The sequence below is a fragment of the Streptomyces composti genome, from assembly GCF_012034205.1.
GTDB classification, from domain to species: Bacteria; Actinomycetota; Actinomycetes; order Streptomycetales; family Streptomycetaceae; genus Streptomyces; species Streptomyces composti.
On record NZ_JAATEM010000028.1, the window covers coordinates 84305 to 102396 of the forward strand.

Annotated in this window: 9 protein-coding genes and 1 tRNA gene; 1 reads left to right on the forward strand and 9 read right to left on the reverse strand. The window is 70.4% G+C overall.

Going from position 1 to position 18092, the window contains the following annotated elements:
- Positions 1-6 precede the first annotated feature (6 nt).
- From HCJ93_RS22475 to HCJ93_RS22505, 7 genes are all read right to left on the reverse strand, one after another.
- Positions 7-525 (reverse strand): CinA family protein, encoded by a 519-nt coding sequence (locus HCJ93_RS22475; protein ID WP_167997592.1) that lies wholly within the window; start codon positions 523-525, stop codon positions 7-9.
- A complete protein-coding gene (pgsA, locus tag HCJ93_RS22480; RefSeq protein ID WP_167997593.1) occupies positions 522-1466 on the reverse strand; it encodes a CDP-diacylglycerol--glycerol-3-phosphate 3-phosphatidyltransferase in 945 nt (314 codons plus the stop codon). Before pgsA ends, HCJ93_RS22475 begins: the two co-directional genes overlap by 4 nt.
- Complete coding sequence (gene rimO / locus HCJ93_RS22485) at positions 1463-2959, reverse strand: 30S ribosomal protein S12 methylthiotransferase RimO (RefSeq protein ID WP_167997594.1); 1497 nt, start codon at positions 2957-2959, stop codon at positions 1463-1465. The genes pgsA and rimO overlap by 4 nt, the downstream gene beginning before the upstream one ends.
- A 107-nt stretch (positions 2960-3066) precedes the next feature.
- Positions 3067-3900: a helix-turn-helix domain-containing protein gene (locus tag HCJ93_RS22490; RefSeq protein WP_167997595.1), complete on the reverse strand. Its 834-nt coding sequence runs from the start codon at positions 3898-3900 to the stop codon at positions 3067-3069.
- Positions 3901-4152: 252 nt separating this feature from the next.
- Complete coding sequence (locus tag HCJ93_RS22495; protein WP_206317804.1) at positions 4153-6912, reverse strand: DNA translocase FtsK; 2760 nt, start codon at positions 6910-6912, stop codon at positions 4153-4155.
- Positions 6913-7069: 157 nt separating this feature from the next.
- The gene (locus HCJ93_RS22500) at positions 7070-7747 is read right to left on the reverse strand and encodes a response regulator (RefSeq protein WP_167997596.1); all 678 of its coding nucleotides are present in this window, start codon (positions 7745-7747) and stop codon (positions 7070-7072) included.
- 539 nt (positions 7748-8286) lie between these two features.
- Positions 8287-13782, reverse strand: coding sequence for a HAMP domain-containing protein (locus tag HCJ93_RS22505; protein ID WP_167997597.1), 5496 nt, complete (start codon positions 13780-13782; stop codon positions 8287-8289).
- A gap of 395 nt (positions 13783-14177) precedes the next feature.
- Between HCJ93_RS22505 and HCJ93_RS22515 the strand changes: the two genes are divergently transcribed.
- On the forward strand, positions 14178-16931 hold the full coding sequence (locus tag HCJ93_RS22515; RefSeq protein WP_167997598.1) for a SpoIIE family protein phosphatase: 2754 nt from the start codon (positions 14178-14180) through the stop codon (positions 16929-16931).
- Between the two features lie 208 nt (positions 16932-17139).
- On the opposite strand, the gene HCJ93_RS22520 is transcribed toward HCJ93_RS22515, so the two are convergent.
- A tRNA-Thr gene (locus tag HCJ93_RS22520) sits at positions 17140-17212 on the reverse strand.
- A gap of 88 nt (positions 17213-17300) precedes the next feature.
- Positions 17301-17990: a DegT/DnrJ/EryC1/StrS family aminotransferase gene (locus tag HCJ93_RS22525; protein WP_167997599.1), complete on the reverse strand. Its 690-nt coding sequence runs from the start codon at positions 17988-17990 to the stop codon at positions 17301-17303.
- Positions 17991-18092 lie beyond the last annotated feature (102 nt).

Below are 18092 nucleotides of genomic sequence, written 5' to 3' on the forward strand. Positions count from 1 at the left end.
CGTATCCTATGCCCGCTCATTCCCGGTCTGATCGCCCGCAAGCTCCTCGAGGAGCAGTGCGAGTACGCTCCGTACACTCTCCATACGAATTTCCGCGCGGTCGCCGTTCAACCGCAGGTGCCGCACTTTTCCGCCGCGGGCTGAACCGGAACCTTGCGCGAAGGGTCCGTGCACCGCCACGAAGACCGTGCCCACAGCCTGCCCGTCCTGGGGGTCGGGGCCTGCGACACCGGTGGTCGCGATGCCCCAGTCGGCGCCCAGAACCCTGCGCGCCCCTGCGGCCATCTGCCCCGCGACCTGGGCATCCACCGCTCCCTTGCGCTCCAGCAGCTCGGCGTCGACGCCGAGCAGGCGGTGCTTGAGGTCGGTGGCGTACGCGGTCACCGAACCCCGGAACACCTTCGAGGCGCCGGGGACCGAGGTGATCTCCGCGGACACCAGTCCGCCGGTCAGGGATTCGGCGACGGCCAGAGTGCTGCCGTGCACGGTGAGTAGCCGCACGACGTCGGCGGCCGTGGAGCTCACTCTGCCGTCTCCTCCAACGCCGCCTTGCGCTCGGCGATTCCCTTCCGGCGCAGCACAATGGCCTGTCTCACATAGTCCAGTCCGGTCACCACGGTCAGCACGACCGCCGCGGCCATCACCCAGAAGCGCAGGGTGGCCAGCCAGCCCGTCAGCGCCAGCACATACATGCCGACGGCGACGCCCTGAGTGAGCGTCTTGAGCTTGCCGCCGCGGCTGGCGGGGATGACGCCATAGCGGATGACCAGAAAACGCAGCAGGGTGATGCCGAGTTCCCGGCCGAGGATCACGCCGGTGACCCACCAGGGCAGGTCGCCCAGCGCGGAGAGACAGATCAGTGCCGCTCCCATGATCGCCTTGTCGGCGATCGGGTCGGCGATCTTCCCGAAGTCGGTGACGAGGTTGTAGGTGCGGGCCAGATGACCGTCGAACAGGTCGGTGATCATGGCGATGGCGAAGGCCGCCCAGGCGAGTGAGCGCCAGGCCGGGTCGTAGCCGCCGTCGGCCAGCATCAGCATGACGAAGGCCGGCACCAGGAGCAGCCGCAGCATGGTGAGCAGGTTGGCGATGTTCCAGACGCTGGCCTGGTTCACCGCCGCGGCCGCGATCTTCCCGCCCCGCGCCGGCTTGCCGTTGTCGGCACCCGCGCTGTCGGCGGGCACCTTCCCGGACACGGCCGCCGCCGCGACATCGGCTCCGGAGAGCTCGCCGCCGGCGGAGGCACCACCGGACGCGCCGCCGGAGGGCTCCTGCGCCTCACGTGCGGCCGTGCGGCGTCCCGCGAAGGCGCGTCCGCCGGCCTGACCGGTCTTGCGGCCGGCGCCGGGCTGTCCGGCTCCGGAGCCGCGGCCGGCGGCCGCTGCGGGTCCGCCCGGCGTCGCGCTCGCGGCCGCCCGGCGCGCGCCGACGGGGCCTCCTGCCGCGGATGCCGGGATTCCCGTCATCTGCCTGCCTCCTCACCGCGCGTGAGCGCACCCTGGAACAGCGGTTCGGCGACCAGGTCGACGCCCTCGGTGCCCACCACCTTCGCCTCGACCATACGGCCGACGTCCAGTCCCTCGCCGTTCGTCAGCAGCACCTGGCCGTCGGTCTCGGGTGCCTGGTGGGCGGCGCGGCCGTACACGCCGTCCTCCTCGTCCACGGACTCCACCAGTACCCGCAGGGTCTCGCCGACCCGTTCCTCGGCGCGCTGGGAGACCAGCTCCTCGGCGAGGCGCGAGACGTGGGCCAGCCGCTCGGCGACCACGTCCTCGGGGAGCTTGTTCTCGTAGGTCGCCGCCTCGGTGCCCTCCTCGTCGGAGTAGCCGAAGACGCCGATGGCGTCGAGCCGGGCGTGGTTCAGGAAGCGTTCCAGCTCGGCGAGGTCGGCCTCGGACTCGCCGGGGAAGCCGACGATGAAGTTGGAGCGGACGCCGGCCTCGGGAGCCCTGGAGCGGATGGTGTCGAGCAGCTCCAGGAACCGGTCGGTGTCGCCGAAGCGGCGCATGGCGCGCAGTACGCCGGGCGCGGAGTGCTGGAAGGACAGGTCGAAGTAGGGGGCGACCTTCTCGGTGGAGGTCAGCACGTCGATCAGGCCGGGCCGCATCTCGGCCGGCTGGAGGTAACTGACCCGGACCCGCTCGATGCCGTCGACTCCGGCCAGCTCGGGCAGCAGGGACTCCAGCAGGCGGATGTCGCCGAGGTCCTTGCCGTAGGAGGTGTTGTTCTCGGAGACCAGCATGATCTCCTTCACGCCCTGCTCGGCGAGCCAGCGCGTCTCGTTCAGCACGTCGCTGGGGCGGCGGGAGATGAAGGAGCCGCGGAAGGAGGGGATGGCGCAGAAGGAGCAGCGCCGGTCGCAGCCGGAGGCGAGCTTGACCGAGGCGACCGGGGAGCCGTCCAGGCGGCGGCGCAGGGGCGCGCGGGGTCCGGAGGCGGGTGCGAGGCCGTCCGGCAGGTCGCCGGGCCCCTGCTCCGGCACGGCGGGCCCGTGCCCGGGCAGCACCACGGAGGCGGCCGATTCCTGCCGCTCGACCGGGCTGATCGGCAGCAGCTTGCGCCGGTCGCGAGGGGTGTGCGCGGCGTGGATGCCGCCGCTGAGGATGGTCTGCAGGCGCTCGGAGATCTGCGTGTAGTCGTCGAAGCCGAGCACGCCGTCGGCCTCGGGGAGGGCCTCGGCCAGTTCCTTGCCGTACCGCTCGGCCATGCAGCCCACCGCCACCACGGCCTGCGTTCTGCCGTGCTCCTTGAGGTCGTTGGCCTCCAGGAGGGCGTCGACGGAGTCCTTCTTGGCGGCCTCGACGAATCCGCAGGTGTTGACGACGGCGACGTCCGCTTCGGCGGCGTCCTCCACGAGCTGCCAGCCGTCCGCCTCCAAACGGCCTGCGAGCTCCTCCGAGTCCACCTCGTTACGGGCGCAGCCAAGGGTGACGAGTGCGACGGTACGGCGTTCAGGCATGGGCTCAAGAGTACTTCGTCCCGCTGACACCCCACGTCGACGGGGTTGACCGAACTCGGCCAACCCCGTCGCGAAAGCACCCGTGACGCCGGTTGTCCGGCGCAGGCTCAGCCGGCCTGCGGATCGCCCTTGGTGTAGGTCAGGCGCTCCACGGCACCGGGCTGCCAGTCGTCCTCGATCTTCTTGCCGTTGACGAACAGATCGATGTTGCCGGCGTTGCCCAGGACCAGGTTGATCTTGGAGCTGTCCTGGAAGGTCTCGGACTGGCCCTTCTTGAGCAGCCCGTCGAACAGCGCGCGGCCGTTGTGGTCCTTGGCCGAGATCCAGCTGGGTCCGTCGACCGCGCTGACCTTGACGGTCACCTTGTCCTGGGGTGCGGCGGCGATGGCGCTGTCCGACGGCGCGGGCTTGGGGTCGACCGGCTTCTTGGCCTTCGGGGTGGGCGTGGCGGACGCCTCGGTGGCGGCGGCGTCGGCGAGGTTGCTCTTGCCGCCGGTGTCGTCGCCTCCCTTGATCAGGGTGAAGCCGACGAAGCCGATGACGGCGACGATCGCGGCCACCATGGCCGCGGTCCAGTTCGGGCCGCGCCGTTCCGGACGGATGCGTTCCGCCTCGAACAGGGGGGCGGCAGGGGTGGGTGCGGGACGGCCGCCGTGCTCGGCGTCGTACTGGGCGAGCAGCGGGGCGGGGTCGATGCCGACGGCCTTGGCCAGGGTCCGGATGTGCCCGCGGGCGTAGACGTCACCACCGCAGGGTGCGAAGTCGTCCGCCTCGATGGCGTGAATGATGGAGATGCGGACCCGGGTGGCGGTACTGACGTCGTCTACGGTGAGCCCGGCGGCGATACGTGCCTGCTGCAGGGCACGGCCGACGGAGGGGCGGGCTTCCTCGGACGCGTCGTCGAACGGACGCTCGTCTTCAGGGGAGTTGCCGATGGACACGGGCGCGCCTTTCGAGCGTGTAGCCACCTGTGCTGGAGGTTCAGTCTAGGGGTAGTACAAAAGGGTGGGGCAACCGGGCGGTCGGAACTTATACGCCATCGGAATGGCCCGACATCCCGGTGGTGGACCTGCTGTCTGTTCCTTCCCTCAAGTTGACGTTCGTCGCAGGGAAAGGGTTGCTCAATGATCCCTTACGGGTGAGTCACGATCGTCCACCTGGGCGCCCCGGCGGGACGACCGTGACTCCTGTGCCTACCCTTCAGACTCCCCGCGGAGCATGGCGAGCACGCCATCCAGCTCATCAGGTTTCACGAGAACGTCACGAGCCTTCGACCCCTCGCTCGGCCCGACGATGTTCCGCGACTCCATCAGGTCCATCAGCCGGCCGGCCTTGGCGAAGCCGACGCGCAGCTTGCGCTGGAGCATCGAGGTCGAGCCGAACTGGGTGGAGACGACCAGCTCGGCCGCCTGGCACAGCAGGTCGAGGTCGTCGCCGATGTCCTCGTCGATCTCCTTCTTCTGCTTGGTGCCGACGACCACGTCGTCCCGGAAGACCGGAGCCATCTGCTCCTTGCAGTGCCGGACGACGGCCGCGACCTCCTCCTCGGTCACGAAGGCGCCCTGCATGCGGATGGGCTTGTTGGCGCCCATCGGCAGGAAGAGTCCGTCGCCCTTGCCGATCAGCTTCTCGGCGCCGGGCTGGTCGAGGATGACCCGGGAGTCGGCGAGCGAGGAGGTGGCGAAGGCGAGCCGGGAGGGCACGTTCGCCTTGATGAGACCGGTGACGACGTCCACCGACGGGCGCTGGGTGGCCAGCACCAGGTGGATGCCGGCCGCTCGCGCGAGCTGGGTGATGCGCACGATGGCGTCCTCGACGTCCCGCGGGGCGACCATCATCAGGTCGGCCAACTCGTCGACGATGACCAGCAGATACGGGTACGGCTGGAGTTCCCGCTCGCTGCCCTCGGGCTGCTTGACCTTGCCCTCGCGCACGGCGCGGTTGAAGTCGTCGATGTGCCGGTAGCCGTAGGCGGCGAGGTCGTCGTAGCGCAGGTCCATCTCGCGCACCACCCACTGCAGCGCCTCGGCGGCCCGCTTGGGATTGGTGATGATCGGCGTGATCAGGTGCGGGATGCCCTCGTACGCGGTGAGCTCCACGCGCTTGGGGTCGACCAGGATCATCCGGACGTCCTCCGGGGTCGCCCGCATCATGATCGAGGTGATCAGGCAGTTGATGCAGGACGACTTGCCGGAGCCGGTGGCGCCGGCGACCAGCATGTGCGGCATCTTCGCCAGCGAGTGCATGACGTAGCCGCCCTCGACGTCCTTGCCGAAGGCGACCAGCATCGGATCGTCGTCCTCGGCGGACTCCGCGAGCCGCAGCACGTCGCCGAGGTTGACCATCTCCCGGTCGGTGTTGGGGATCTCGATGCCGACCGCGGACTTGCCGGGGATCGGGCTGATGATCCGCACATCGGGGCTGGCCACGGCGTAGGCGATGTTCTTGGTGAGCGCGGTGATGCGCTCCACCTTCACGGCCGGGCCGAGCTCCACCTCGTAGCGGGTGACCGTCGGGCCGCGGGTGAATCCGGTGACCCGGGCGTCCACCTTGAACTCGGTGAAGACGGTGGTGAGCGACTCGACGATGGCGTCGTTGGCCGCGCTGCGCGCCTTGCCGGGGCCGCCGCGGGTGAGCAGGTCCAGGGACGGCAGCGCGTAGGTGATGTCCCCGGACAGCTGGAGCTGCTCGGCCCGCGGGGGCAGCTCGCGCGGCTTGGCGGGCGGGGTCTTGGTCAGGTCGGGGACGGAGCTCTCGGGCTCCTGTCGCGGCTTGCTCCCCGCGGCGGGCTGGTCCTGCTGGGGGCGGGCGGCCGGGACCGGGGTGGGTGTGGTGGGCTCCTGGTCGCCGACGCGCACGCCCTGGGTGAGGTCGGCGACCACCGGGGAGGGCGGCATTCCGTGCAGCACGGCACCGTCGAGGGCGGCGGCCGCGGCGGCGGCCACGTCGACCGCGTCCATGGGGCGGCCGGCGTCGGGCTGCGGCACGGCGGACCTGCGGGGCCGGCGGCGACGGGAGAGCGCCTCCTCCTCGGCCGCGTCGGGATCGTAGTCCCGGGGCGCGGAACGGCCGCGCCGGCGACGGCCGGCGGGCAGGGCCTCGCGCCACTGCTCCTCGTAGCGCTCGTCGTCCTCGCTGTACTCCTCGAACCCGCCGGCCTCGCTGCCGTCGTGGATGAGGCCGAGCTTCACCCCGAGCTGCCGCAGCCGCTGCGGCACGGCGTTGACCGGGGTGGCCGTGACCACCAGCAGGCCGAAGATGGTGAGCAGCACCAGCAGCGGTACCGCCAGCATGTCGGTCATGGTGTACGACAGCGGGGTGGCCGCGGCCCAGCCGATGAGCCCGCCGGCGTCCCTTATGGCGTTCATGCCCGCGCTGCGGGCGGGCGAGCCGCAGGCGATGTGCACCTGCCCGAGCACGCCGATGACGAGCGCGGACAGGCCGATGACGATCCGTCCGTTGGCCTCGGGCTTCTCCGGGTGCCGGATCAGGCGCACGGCGATGGCGCCGACCAGCACCGGCACCAGCAGGTCGAGCCGGCCGAAGGCGCCCGTGACCAGGATCTCCACCAGGTCGCCGACCGGCCCCTGCAGATCGGCCCAGGTGCCGGCGGCGACGATCAGGGCGATGGCGAGCAGCAGCAGCGCGAGTCCGTCCTTGCGGTGCGCGGGGTCGAGGTTCTTGGCACCCTGCCCTATCCCGCGGAAGATCGCGCCGACGGCGTGCGCCAGCCCCAGCCAGAGGGCGCGCACCAGGCGGTAGACGCCCCCGGTCGGGTTCGGCGCCGGCTTGGGCGCGGGCTTCTTCGCCGGGGCCCGCTTGGCGGCGCCCTTCTTGGCGGGAGCCTTCTTCGCGGGGGCCTTCTTGGCGGCGGCCTTCTTCGCCGGAGCCTTCGCCGAAGCGGCCGCCTTCTTCGCGGGCGACTTCTTGGCTGCGGAGGGACGTGAGGCCATAGGTGTGAGGTTACCGGTGGAGACGCCGGGGGACACGTGTGCCCGATGCTTCACCCGTTCGTGTCGCTTCTTGCGTGGGAGTGAAGTTGACGCCACATGACAGCGGCCTCCCGTCGGCCGTGCTTCGGGAGACCGGTTAACGCCCTTGCTGGGGGCGTCAGTCCTGCGAGGGGATCGAGGAGGCGTTGCCCGCGCCGGGCTCGAGCGCGTCCAGCGCCCGCCGCAACCCCGTGAGCTTGCGCTCGAGATGAGCCGCCGTCGCCACCGCGGCCGCGTCGGTGCTGTCGTCGTTGAGCTGCTTGGTCAGCGCCTCGGCCTGCTCCTCCACGGCCGCGAGCCGCGCCGACAGCTCGGCGAGCAGCCCCGCGGACTCCTTCGGCTCGCCGGCGTTCTTCTCGCCGCCCTCCAACTGCAGCCGCAGCAGCGCCGCCTGCTCGCGCAGCTGGCAGTTCTTCATGTACAGCTCGACGAAGACCGACACCTTGGCGCGCAGCACCCAGGGGTCGAACGGCTTGGAGATGTAGTCGACCGCGCCCGCGGCGTAGCCCCGGAAGGTGTGATGCGGGCCGTGGTTGATCGCTGTCAGGAAGATGATCGGGATGTCCCGGGTCCGCTCGCGCCGCTTGATGTGCGCGGCGGTCTCGAATCCGTCCATGCCCGGCATCTGGACGTCCAGCAGGATCACGGCGAAATCGTCCGTGAGCAGTGCCTTCAGCGCTTCTTCCCCGGACGATGCCCGCACCAGTGTCTGATCGAGCGCAGAGAGGATCGCCTCCAGCGCCAGCAGATTCTCCGGCCGGTCATCGACCAGGAGGATCTTGGCCTTCTGAACCATGGCCCGCCCTCCTCGCCCCGGCTTGGGGCCTCCCCTGTCCGCGGTACCCGGGGAAGCACCGGCGGGTGCCCACCCGGGGGACGACTCCCTTGCGCCGCCCGTCCTTGTGCCGGTCATCGTAGCTGCACCCCGCCCGTCGCCACACCCTGTCACCGCGATGTCACTGTGCACATAGCGGAAACGCGGCGGGAGACCAGAAGGTTCCCCGAATCCCGTACTTCTACACGACTTCACCAGCGCCGCGTCGGCAACTCGACCGGCTCGACCGAAGCTTCCCGTCATGTTCACGCAGCCTTCGTGATCGGCCACCGCGGCCACCGGGCCGGTCACTGCGGGTCGCCGCGCCACTCGCCGTGCCGGACGCCTCGCCGGTCACTCCGCTGACGCGCCGCTCCCCTCGGCACGCACGCGCCGGTCCGCCTCGGCGCGCACCCGACGGCTCGCCTCGCACGCACGCGCCGGTCCGCCTCGGCGCGCACCCGACGGCTCGCCTCGGCGCACACCCGCCGGACCTCTCGGCGCTCACCTCCCTCGTCGTCTCACTCCTCACGCATCCACTGCTGCATCACCGCCAGCAGGTGGTCCGGGTCGACCGGCTTGGTCACATAGTCGGAGGCGCCCGACTCGATGGCCTTCTCCCGGTCGCCCTTCATCGCCTTCGCGGTGAGCGCGACGATCGGCAGGCCCGCGAACTGGGGCATCCGCCGGATCGCGGTGGTCGTCGCATATCCGTCCATCTCCGGCATCATGATGTCCATCAGCACCACGGCCACGTCGTCGTGCTGCTCCAGGACCTCGATGCCCTCACGGCCGTTCTCCGCGTACAGCACGGAGAGACCGTGCTGCTCCAGGACGCTGGTCAGCGCGAAGACGTTGCGGATGTCGTCGTCGACGATGAGCACCTTCTGCCCGCCGAAGCGCACCCCGGCCTGCGTCCGGGGCGAGGACTCCTCGCCGCCGTCCTGCCACTGCTCGGGCTGTGCGGCGCCTGCCTGCTCCAGCTCGGGCCGCTGCGGGGCCGCGGCGGCGGCCCTGCGCCGGCGCCGGAACAGCGCCGCCGGGCCGTTCTGGGTCTCTTGGTAGGACTTCACCTCGGCCGGCGTCTCGATCTCCGCCTCGGACAGCTCGGTCGAGGGCTCGCCGGACGCCGCAAGGTCCCCGGCCTCCAGCGACGGCATCGGCTGCTGGTAGCCGTGCGGCGGCAGCTCGCTCGGGTGCAGGGGCAGATACAGCGTGAACGTGGAGCCCCGGCCGGGCTCGCTCTGCGCGTGGATCTCACCGCCCAGCAGCTGCGCGATCTCCCGCGAGATGGACAGCCCGAGACCGGTGCCGCCGTACTTGCGGCTCGTGGTGCCGTCGGCCTGCTTGAACGCCTCGAAGATCACCCGCATCTTGCTGGCCGCGATGCCGATGCCGGTGTCGGTCACCGAGAACGCGATCAGTTCGGCGTCCGGATCGGTGAGCGAACCGGCCTCCAGCAGCTGCTCGCGGATGTGCTGCGGCACGTCGTCCCGGGCCGGCCGGATGACCAGCTCCACCGAACCGGAGTCGGTGAACTTCACCGCGTTGGACAGCAGATTGCGCAGCACCTGCAGCAGCCGCTGCTCGTCGGTGTGCAGCGTGGCGGGCAGCTCCGGGGAGACCCGCACCGACAGGTCCAGGCCCTTCTCCGCGGTCAGCGGCCGGAAGGTGGCCTCCACGTAGTCGACCAGCTGGACCAGCGCGATCCGCGTCGGGGAGACGTCCATCTTGCCCGCCTCGACCTTGGACAGGTCGAGGATGTCGTTGATCAGCTGGAGCAGATCGGATCCGGCACCGTGGATGGTCTCGGCGAACTCGACCTGCTTCGGGGTCAGGTTCCCCTCGGCGTTGTCGGCGAGCAACTTGGCCAGAATCAGCAGCGAGTTCAGCGGCGTGCGCAGCTCGTGCGACATGTTGGCGAGGAACTCGCTCTTGTAGCGCATGGACACCGCGAGCTGTTCGGCGCGCTCCTCCAGGACCTGCCGCGCCTCCTCGATCTCGGTGTTCTTCACCTCGATGTCGCGGTTCTGCCGGGCCAGCAGCTCGGCCTTCTCCTCCAGCTCGGCGTTGGACGCCTGCAGCGCCTTCTGCCGCTGCTCCAACTCCGCCGAGCGCTCCCGCAGTTGCTCGGTCAGCTCCTGGGACTGCTTCAGCAACCGCTCGGTCTTGGTGTTGACCGAGATGGTGTTGACGCTGGTCGCGATCATCTCGGCGATCTGGTTGAGGAAGTCCTTCTGGATGTGCGTGAACGGCGTGAACGAGGCCAGCTCGATGACGCCGAGCACCTTCCCCTCGAACAGCACCGGCAGCACGATCACCTGCGCGGGCGGCGCCTCCCCGAGCCCGGAGGAGATCTTCAGGTAACCGGCGGGCGCCTTCTCCACCAGGATCGTGCGCTTCTCCGCGGCGGCCGTCCCGATGAGCCCCTCACCGGGCCGGAAGGAGGTCGGCATCGACCCCATGGAGTAGCCGTACGAGCCGAGCATCCGCAGCTCGAACTGGTCGTCGTCGGCGGCGCTCAGATCCTCCCCGTCGACCAGCGGCATCGCCAGGTAGAACGCGCCGTGCTGGGCGGAGACCACCGGGGTCAGCTCGCTCATGATCAGCGAGGCCACGTCCTCCAGGTCCCGGCGGCCCTGCATCAGGGCCGAGATCCGCGCCAGATTGCCCTTGAGCCAGTCCTGCTCCTTGTTGGCGATCGTGGTGTCGCGCAGGTTGGCGATCATCTTGTTGATGTAGTCCTGAAGCTCCTGGATCTCCCCGGACGCGTCCACGTCGATCTTCAGGTTCAGGTCGCCGCGGGTCACCGCGGTCGCCACGCGCGCGATGGCCCGCACCTGACGGGTCAGGTTCCCGGCCATCTCGTTCACCGACTCGGTCAGGTCCCGCCAGGTGCCGTCCACGTCCCGCACGCGCGCCTGGCCGCCGAGCTGCCCCTCGGTGCCCACCTCGCGGGCGACACGGGTGACCTCCTCGGCGAACGAGGAGAGCTGGTCGACCATGGTGTTGATGGTGGTCTTCAGCTCGAGGATCTCGCCGCGCGCGTCGATGTCGATCTTCTTGGTCAGATCGCCCTTGGCGATGGCCGTGGTGACCATGGCGATGTTGCGCACCTGGCCGGTCAGGTTGGACGCCATCTGGTTCACCGACTCGGTGAGGTCCTTCCAGGTGCCGGCCACGCCCGGCACATGCGCCTGGCCGCCGAGGATGCCGTCCGTGCCCACCTCGCGGGCCACCTTGGTGACCTGCTCGGCGAACGCGCTCAGCGTCTTGACCATGGTGTTGATGGTGTCGGCGAGCTGCGCCACCTCGCCGCGCGCCTCGATGTTGACCTGCCGGGTCAGGTCGCCGTTGGCGACCGCCGCGGAGACCTGGGCGATGTTGCGCACCTGGGTGGTCAGGTTCTTCGCCATCAGGTTGACGTTGTCGCTGAGGTCCTTCCAGATGCCGGTCACACCGGGCACGTGGGCCTGGCCGCCGAGGATGCCCTCGGTGCCCACCTCACGCGCCACCCGGGTCACCTGCTCGGCGAACGAGGACAGCTGGTCCACCATCGTGTTGACCGTGGTGACCAGCTCGAGGATCTCGCCCTTGGCGTCGACGGTGATCTTCTTCGACAGGTCGCCCTTGGCGACCGCCGTGGTCACCTCGGCGATGTTGCGCACCTGCATGGTCAGGTTGTTGGCCATGCCGTTGACGGACTGGGTGAGATCCTTCCAGGTGCCGGAGACGCCCTGCACCTCGGCCTGGCCGCCGAGGATGCCCTCGGTGCCGACCTCGCGGGCCACCCGGGTGACCTCCTGGGCGAAGGACGACAGCTGATCCACCATCGTGTTCAGCGTGTTCTTCAGTTCCAGGATCTCACCGCGCGCGTCCACGGTGATCTTCTGCGACAGGTCACCGCGGGCCACCGCGGTCGCCACCTGGGCGATGTTGCGGACCTGCGCGGTGAGGTTGCCGGCCATGCCGTTCACCGAGTCGGTCAGATCGCGCCACACGCCGGCCACGCCGGGCACCTGCGCCTGACCGCCCAGCCGTCCCTCGGTGCCCACCTCACGGGCCACCCGGGTCACCTGCTCGGCGAACGAGGACAGCTGGTCGACCATCGTGTTGATGGTGTTCTTCAGCTCGAGGATCTCGCCGCGCGCGTCGACGTCGATCTTCTGCGACAGGTCACCGCGGGCGACGGCCGTGGTGACCTGGGCGATGTTGCGCACCTGGGAGGTGAGGTTGCCCGCCATCGAGTTGACGGAGTCGGTGAGTTCCTTCCAGGTGCCGGACACGCCGTCCACGCGTGCCTGACCGCCCAGCCGGCCCTCGGTGCCCACGTCCCGGGCCATGCGCGTGACCTGGTCGGCGAAGCTCGACAGCTGGTCCACCATCCGGTTCACGGTGTTCTTCAGCTGGAGCATCTCGCCGGAGACGTCCACGGTGACCTTCTGCGACAGGTCACCGTTGGCCACCGCCGTCGTCACCTGGGCGATGTTCCTCACCTGTCCGGTGAGGTTCCGGAACGCCGTGTTGACGGAGTCCGTCAGGTCCTTCCACGTGCCCGCCGCGCCCGGCACCTGCGCCTGGCCGCCCAGCTCACCCTCGACTCCGATCTCCCGCGCCACCCGCGTGACCTCGGCGCCGAAGGCGGACAGCTGGTCCACCATCGTGTTGACGGTGTTCTTCAGCTCCAGCATCTCGCCGGCCACGTCCACGGTGACCTTCTGCGACAGGTCACCGTTGGCCACCGCCGTCGTCACCGCGGCGATGTCCCTCACCTGCGTGGTGAGGTTGCGGAACACCGTGTTGACGGAGTCCGTCAGGTCCTTCCACGTGCCCGCCGCGCCCGGCACGTTCGCCTGGCCGCCCAGCCGGCCCTCGGCACCGACCTCGTTCGCCACCCGGGTGACCTCGTCCGCGAAGATCCGCAGCGTCTCGGTCATCTGGTTGATCGTCTCGGCGAGCTGCGCGACCTCGCCGCGCGCCGGAACCGTCACCTTCCGCGACAGATCACCGTTGGCCACCGCCGTGGTCACCTCGGCGATCCCGCGCACCTGGGCCGTGAGGTTCCCGGCCATGGTGTTCACCGAGTCGGTGAGTTCCTTCCACACACCCGCCACGCCCGGCACCTGCGCCTGCCCGCCCAGGATGCCGTCCGTGCCGACCTCCCGGGCGACGCGGGTGACCTCGGAGGAGAACGCGGAGAGCTGGTCCACCATCGTGTTGACGGTGTTCTTCAGCTCCAGCATCTCGCCTTCGACATGCACGGTCACCTTGCGTGACAGGTCACCGCCGGCGACCGCCGTGGTCACCAGCGCGATGTCCCGCACCTGGGCGGTGAGCCGCTCCGCCATGGTGTTGACGGAGTCCGTGAGGTCCTTCCAGGAACCGGACATGCCGCGCACCCGAGCCTGGCCGCCCAGCTTGCCCTCGGTGCCGACCTCGCTGGCCACGCGCGTGACCTCGTCGGTGAACGTCGACAGCTGGTCGACCAGGTTGTTGACGGTCCGGCCGACCTTCAGGAACTCGCCCCGCAGCGGATGCCCGCTGCCGTCCGGGCCCTGGGTCCGCAGCTCCATCCGCGGCGACAGATCACCCTCGGCCACCGCCGACAGCACCCGGCTGACCTCGGACACCGGCCACACCAGGTCGTCGACCAGCGCGTTGGAGTTGTCGATCGCGGTCGCCCAGGAACCCTCGCAGGCCCCGGTCTCCAGCCGCTCGGTGAGCTTGCCCTCACGGCCGACCATCCGCCGCACCCGCGACAGCTCGCCCGTCAGATGCAGATTGCGGTCGGCGACCTCGTTGAACACCGCCGCGATCTGCGACATCACGCCGTCGCCGGACACCGTCAGCCGCTTGCGGAAATTGCCGTCCCGCATCGCCTCCAGGGCCGCCAGCAGCCGGTTCAGCGCGGCGGTGTCCACCGTCGTGGTGCCGCCTCGCCCCTTGCTCGCCTTGCTCAGGGACTGTCCGCCTTTCGCGCGCGTTTTCGTGCCCCGCGTCGCTGCGCCAGACTCCACTGTGTCCCTCCCGCAGGGGTCGACCGTTACTGCCGTGCTCGGGTACCACCGGAGGCGTACCTGTTACTACTGCGTATACCTGTACTACTGCGAGTTCCGGCGGCCGTACCTTCGCGGCCCCCCATGGGCTGCTGCCCACTCGACGGATATGACACTCGGCCTGCCCGAACCCTCACAACCAGCCTGCCCAGTGTTTCACCCTCGCCGAACCAGGCCATAACAGTTCGGCAGCTTCGCACATCGTCCGCACACCCTCCGGACGGAAACACTGCAGACCGGCATCCGCTCGGACGGCGAAGGTAAGTAACCTTGCATCCGGCTGTCCAGCCACGCCGGTCCGTCCGGCCTGGGCGGTGGCACGGGAGACGAGCGGGCACGGAGGGGCGGCCGCACACATGACCACCGGACTGATCCCTGGGGACCAGCCCCCGGACCCCCGGCCGACGGGCGACCTGCCGCACCAGCGGCATGCGCCGGTCGGCCACGGAGCCATGTCCGTCGAGAACCGGTCGAGGAGTTCTGTGATCACCGCGCGCGCGGCCGCAAGTTTCGAGCCCGTCGGGCGATCGGTCGCGAGCGCCCGCTCCTTCGTCCGCGACACCCTCCAGGGGTGGGGCTTCTCCGACATCGTGGACGACGCGGTCGTCCTCACCAGCGAACTGGTGACCAACGCGGTCGTGCACGCCGGCACCTCGGCCGACCTCCTCTGCCTGCGCAGCGAGGACGGCGTGCGGATCGAGGTGGCCGACCGGTATCCGGAACGCGAGATCCCGGTCCAGGGCTCCGCGGTCAGCATGGGCAGCCCCGACCGCGAGGGCGGCCGCGGCCTGCAGCTCTGCGCCGCGCTCGCCGGCCGCTGGGGCGTGGAGTACACGCCGACCCACAAGACCGTCTGGTTCCAGCTCGACCTGCCCGAGCGCACCGTCGGCACCCGCGCCGCAGGACCCTCGCTCCCCGCCGACCTCCTTCCCCTCGCCGACGGCCGGATCCGGGTCGCCGTGGTGCAGATCGACCGGGCCGGCACCATCGCCTCCTGGAACGAGGACGCCGAGGAGCTCTTCGGCTACAAGGCCGACCAGGTCACCGGCAAGCCGCTCACCGACCTCGCTGCCTGGCCGCACACCCCCGGCACCGGCACCGGCATCGCCGAGGCCCTGCAGCTCTCCCGCTGGGAGGGCAGCTACGGCATCCGCAACGCCGACGGCCGCGTCACCCCCGTCTACGCCTCCCACCTGCGCGTCCGCGACACCGCGGGCGAACCCTCCACCGTCTGCCTCCTGGTACGCGACCACGAACGCGCCATACTGCAGACACCGCTGCGCGGGACCACCACCGACACCTCCGGCTCCTCCGAGGGGCAGAACGCCGACCCCTTCGAGGTGTTCATCGGCTCCCCCGCCCCCGACGACCTCGACGGACTCCTCCAGCGCACGGTGGAGCGCGCCCGCGACATGCTCGACGGCGACGCCGCCTTCCTGCTCCTGGCCACCGACGACGAGACCGAGCTGGAGGTCCGCGCCTCCACCGGCCTGCCCTCCGCCCGCCAGCGCTTCGCCCGCGTCCCCGTCGAGGCGGGCACCGGCCGCTACAGCTCCGCCCGCATGCCGGCCGTGCACGACGACCTCACCGCCGTCCCCGGCGCCGTGCCGCTGCTCAACGGCACCGGCATGCGCTCGGTGGTCACCGTCCCGCTGAAGGTCGAGGGCCGGCTCACCGGCTCCCTCGGCGTCGCCGCGGAGGCACCGGGCCGCTACTCCAACGAGGAGGCGCTGCGCCTGCAGTTCGCCGCCGACCGTATCGCGCTGGCCGTGGAGTCCGCCCGGCTCGGCGAGCTGGAGCGCCTGCGCCGCGGCTCGCTGAGCTTCCTCGTCGAGGCCTCCGACCTGCTGGCCGGCACCCTGGACCGGGACCAGACCCTCGCCCTCATGGCCCAGATGACGGTCCCGACGCTCGCCACCTGGTGCGCCGTCTACACCATCGCCGACCAGGCCTCCGAGCCGTACCTCTCCTACGTGCTGCACGAGGACGAAGAACTCATCGACGGCATCAAGTCCCTGCTGTCGAAGATCCCCCCGCCCGACCCGGTCCCCACCCCCGGCGCCCGCGTCTGGTCCGCGCCCGGAGAGGTCGCCCACCAGGCCGCCCTGCGCACCTCGATGCGAAGCCTGGGCCTGAGCGGCGGCCCGAGCAACCAGGTCACCCCCGGCATCGGCCCCACCCTCGCGACCGCCCAGGCGGTCGGCGGGGAAACGGTCGTGCTGCCCCTGGTCGCCCGCAACCGCGTCATCGGCATGCTCACCCTCGGCAAACCCACCGACGAGCACTTCCGCCAGGAGATCCTGGAACTCGCCGAGGACCTCTCCCGCCGAGCCGCCCTGGCCCTGGACAACGCGCGCCTGTACTCCGAGCGCACCGCCATCAGCCAGTCCCTCCAGCGCAGTCTGCTGCCGCCCGAGCTGCCGCAGATCGACGGCGTCGAGGTCGAGGTCATCTACCGCGCGGCCGGCGAGGGCAACGAGGTCGGCGGCGACTTCTACGACCTGTTCCCCATCAGCGACGGCGCCTACGGCTTCGCCATCGGCGACGTCTGCGGCACCGGCCCCAACGCCGCCGCGGTCACCGGCCTGGCCCGCCACGCCCTGCGCCTGCTGGCCCGCGAGGGCCTCAGCGGCCCGGCCGTCCTGCAGCGACTCAACTCCGCGATCCTCGACGAGGGCGCCCGCAGCCGCTTCCTCACCCTGCTCTACGGCGAGCTGCGCCCGCGGGAGGACGGCAGCGCGGAGCTCAAGGTGGTCTGCGCCGGCCACCCGCTGCCGCTGAGGCTGCGTCAGGACGGCACGGTCGAACCGGCGGCCGAACCCCAGCCGCTCCTCGGCGTCCTGGAGGACCTCGAGCTCTACGAGGAGACCGTCACCCTCGACCCGGGCGACGTCCTCCTCTGCGTCACGGACGGCGTCACCGAACGCCGCGAGGGCAACCGCATGCTGGGCGACGACGGCCTCGCCGACGTCCTCACCACCTGCACGGGCTTGACGGCCGGCGCCGTGGCGGCCCGCATCATGCGAGCCGTGGAACGCTTCGCTTCCGACGCCCCGTCCGACGACATGGCCATCCTGGCGATGCGCGTCCCGGAGCCCCACCAGGACTGACCGGGCGGGACTCGGCAACAGCCGTCGGCCGCCCGACCCTTCGAAGGGGCGCCGACGGCCTGCCCGGCCGTCGCCCAGCGTGTCGCGCGGGCCTCCTCGCCGGGCCGCTTCTCGTCCTCCCTCGCCCGCAGATCTCGCCCACAGATTCTGCCCGCGACCCCATACGACTAAGGCCCCGCCCTTGAAGGGCGAGGCCTTTTCGTTTCAGAGCCCCCAAACGGAATCGAACCGTTGACCTTCTCCTTACCATGGAGACGCTCTACCGACTGAGCTATAGGGGCCTGCTGCTGCGCCGAGGTTTCCCTCCGGGTTTCCCCCGCGGCAACGGAATAGATCATACCCCGAACAGACCTGTGCTCCTAACCGGGCTCAGCAGGCCGGCTGCAGCAGCCCGCCCAGCGCATTGCAGGCGGCGACCATGCGCCGCATGTCCCGTTTCGTGAGCGAGGCTTCGACCGGCAACGCCAGCGTTTCCGCGGCAGCCCGTTCGGTCTCCGGCAGCGAAACGCGCCGGAGGAACTCCGGCATCCGGTGCACCGGCGTCTTCACCGGTACCCGGCATTCAACTCCCTTCGCACGTATGGCCCGTGCGAAGGCATCCCGGTCGGGCCGCCCATTGCCGGGCACCCGCACGACGTACTGCTGATAGGTGTGCCCAACCGCCCCTTCGGGCGTCCGCACCCCCGTCAGCTTCCTATCGAGATAGGCCGCCCGCGCCCTTCGCAGAGCGATCTCCTCGTCCGACGCTTCCTCAACTCCGCCGGCGTCCCTGTGCTCCAGCACCAGCAGGCCGCGGCTCTCCCCGAACGCCAGGAACGGCCCCAGTCCGGCGGGGCGTCCGAAGCGGTGCACGACCACGACGGCCGCGGTCCTCGGCGTCACGGCAGCCGCCACGGCGGCCCGGTCGAGGCAGTACGTCATGGGATCGATGTCCGCGAACACGGGTGACGCACCCGCGGTCCGCACGGCCTCCGCGACTTCCACATTCCCGAAGGCCGGCACGATCACCTCGTCCCCGATGCCGACTCCGGCGGCTCTGAGCAGTGCAGCGGTACCCATGCTTCGGATCGTCAGGGCACGATGTGAACGTCAAGTGACGCACAACAGAAAAGGGTTGGACCCAGAACCGAAGTTCCGGGTCCAACCCTTTGAATATTAGTC

What these genes read in the sequence shown, in the direction of transcription:
- pgsA (WP_167997593.1), bottom strand. Translation starts at nt 1,466, where the DNA reads ATGACGGGAATCCCGGCATCCGCGGCAGGAGGCCCCGTCGGCGCGCGC.
- rimO (WP_167997594.1), bottom strand. Translation starts at nt 2,959, where the DNA reads ATGCCTGAACGCCGTACCGTCGCACTCGTCACCCTTGGCTGCGCCCGT.
- HCJ93_RS22495 (WP_206317804.1), bottom strand. Translation starts at nt 6,912, where the DNA reads ATGGCCTCACGTCCCTCCGCAGCCAAGAAGTCGCCCGCGAAGAAGGCG.
- HCJ93_RS22500 (WP_167997596.1), bottom strand. Translation starts at nt 7,747, where the DNA reads ATGGTTCAGAAGGCCAAGATCCTCCTGGTCGATGACCGGCCGGAGAAT.
- HCJ93_RS22515 (WP_167997598.1), top strand. Translation starts at nt 14,178, where the DNA reads ATGACCACCGGACTGATCCCTGGGGACCAGCCCCCGGACCCCCGGCCG.
- HCJ93_RS22525 (WP_167997599.1), bottom strand. Translation starts at nt 17,990, where the DNA reads ATGGGTACCGCTGCACTGCTCAGAGCCGCCGGAGTCGGCATCGGGGAC.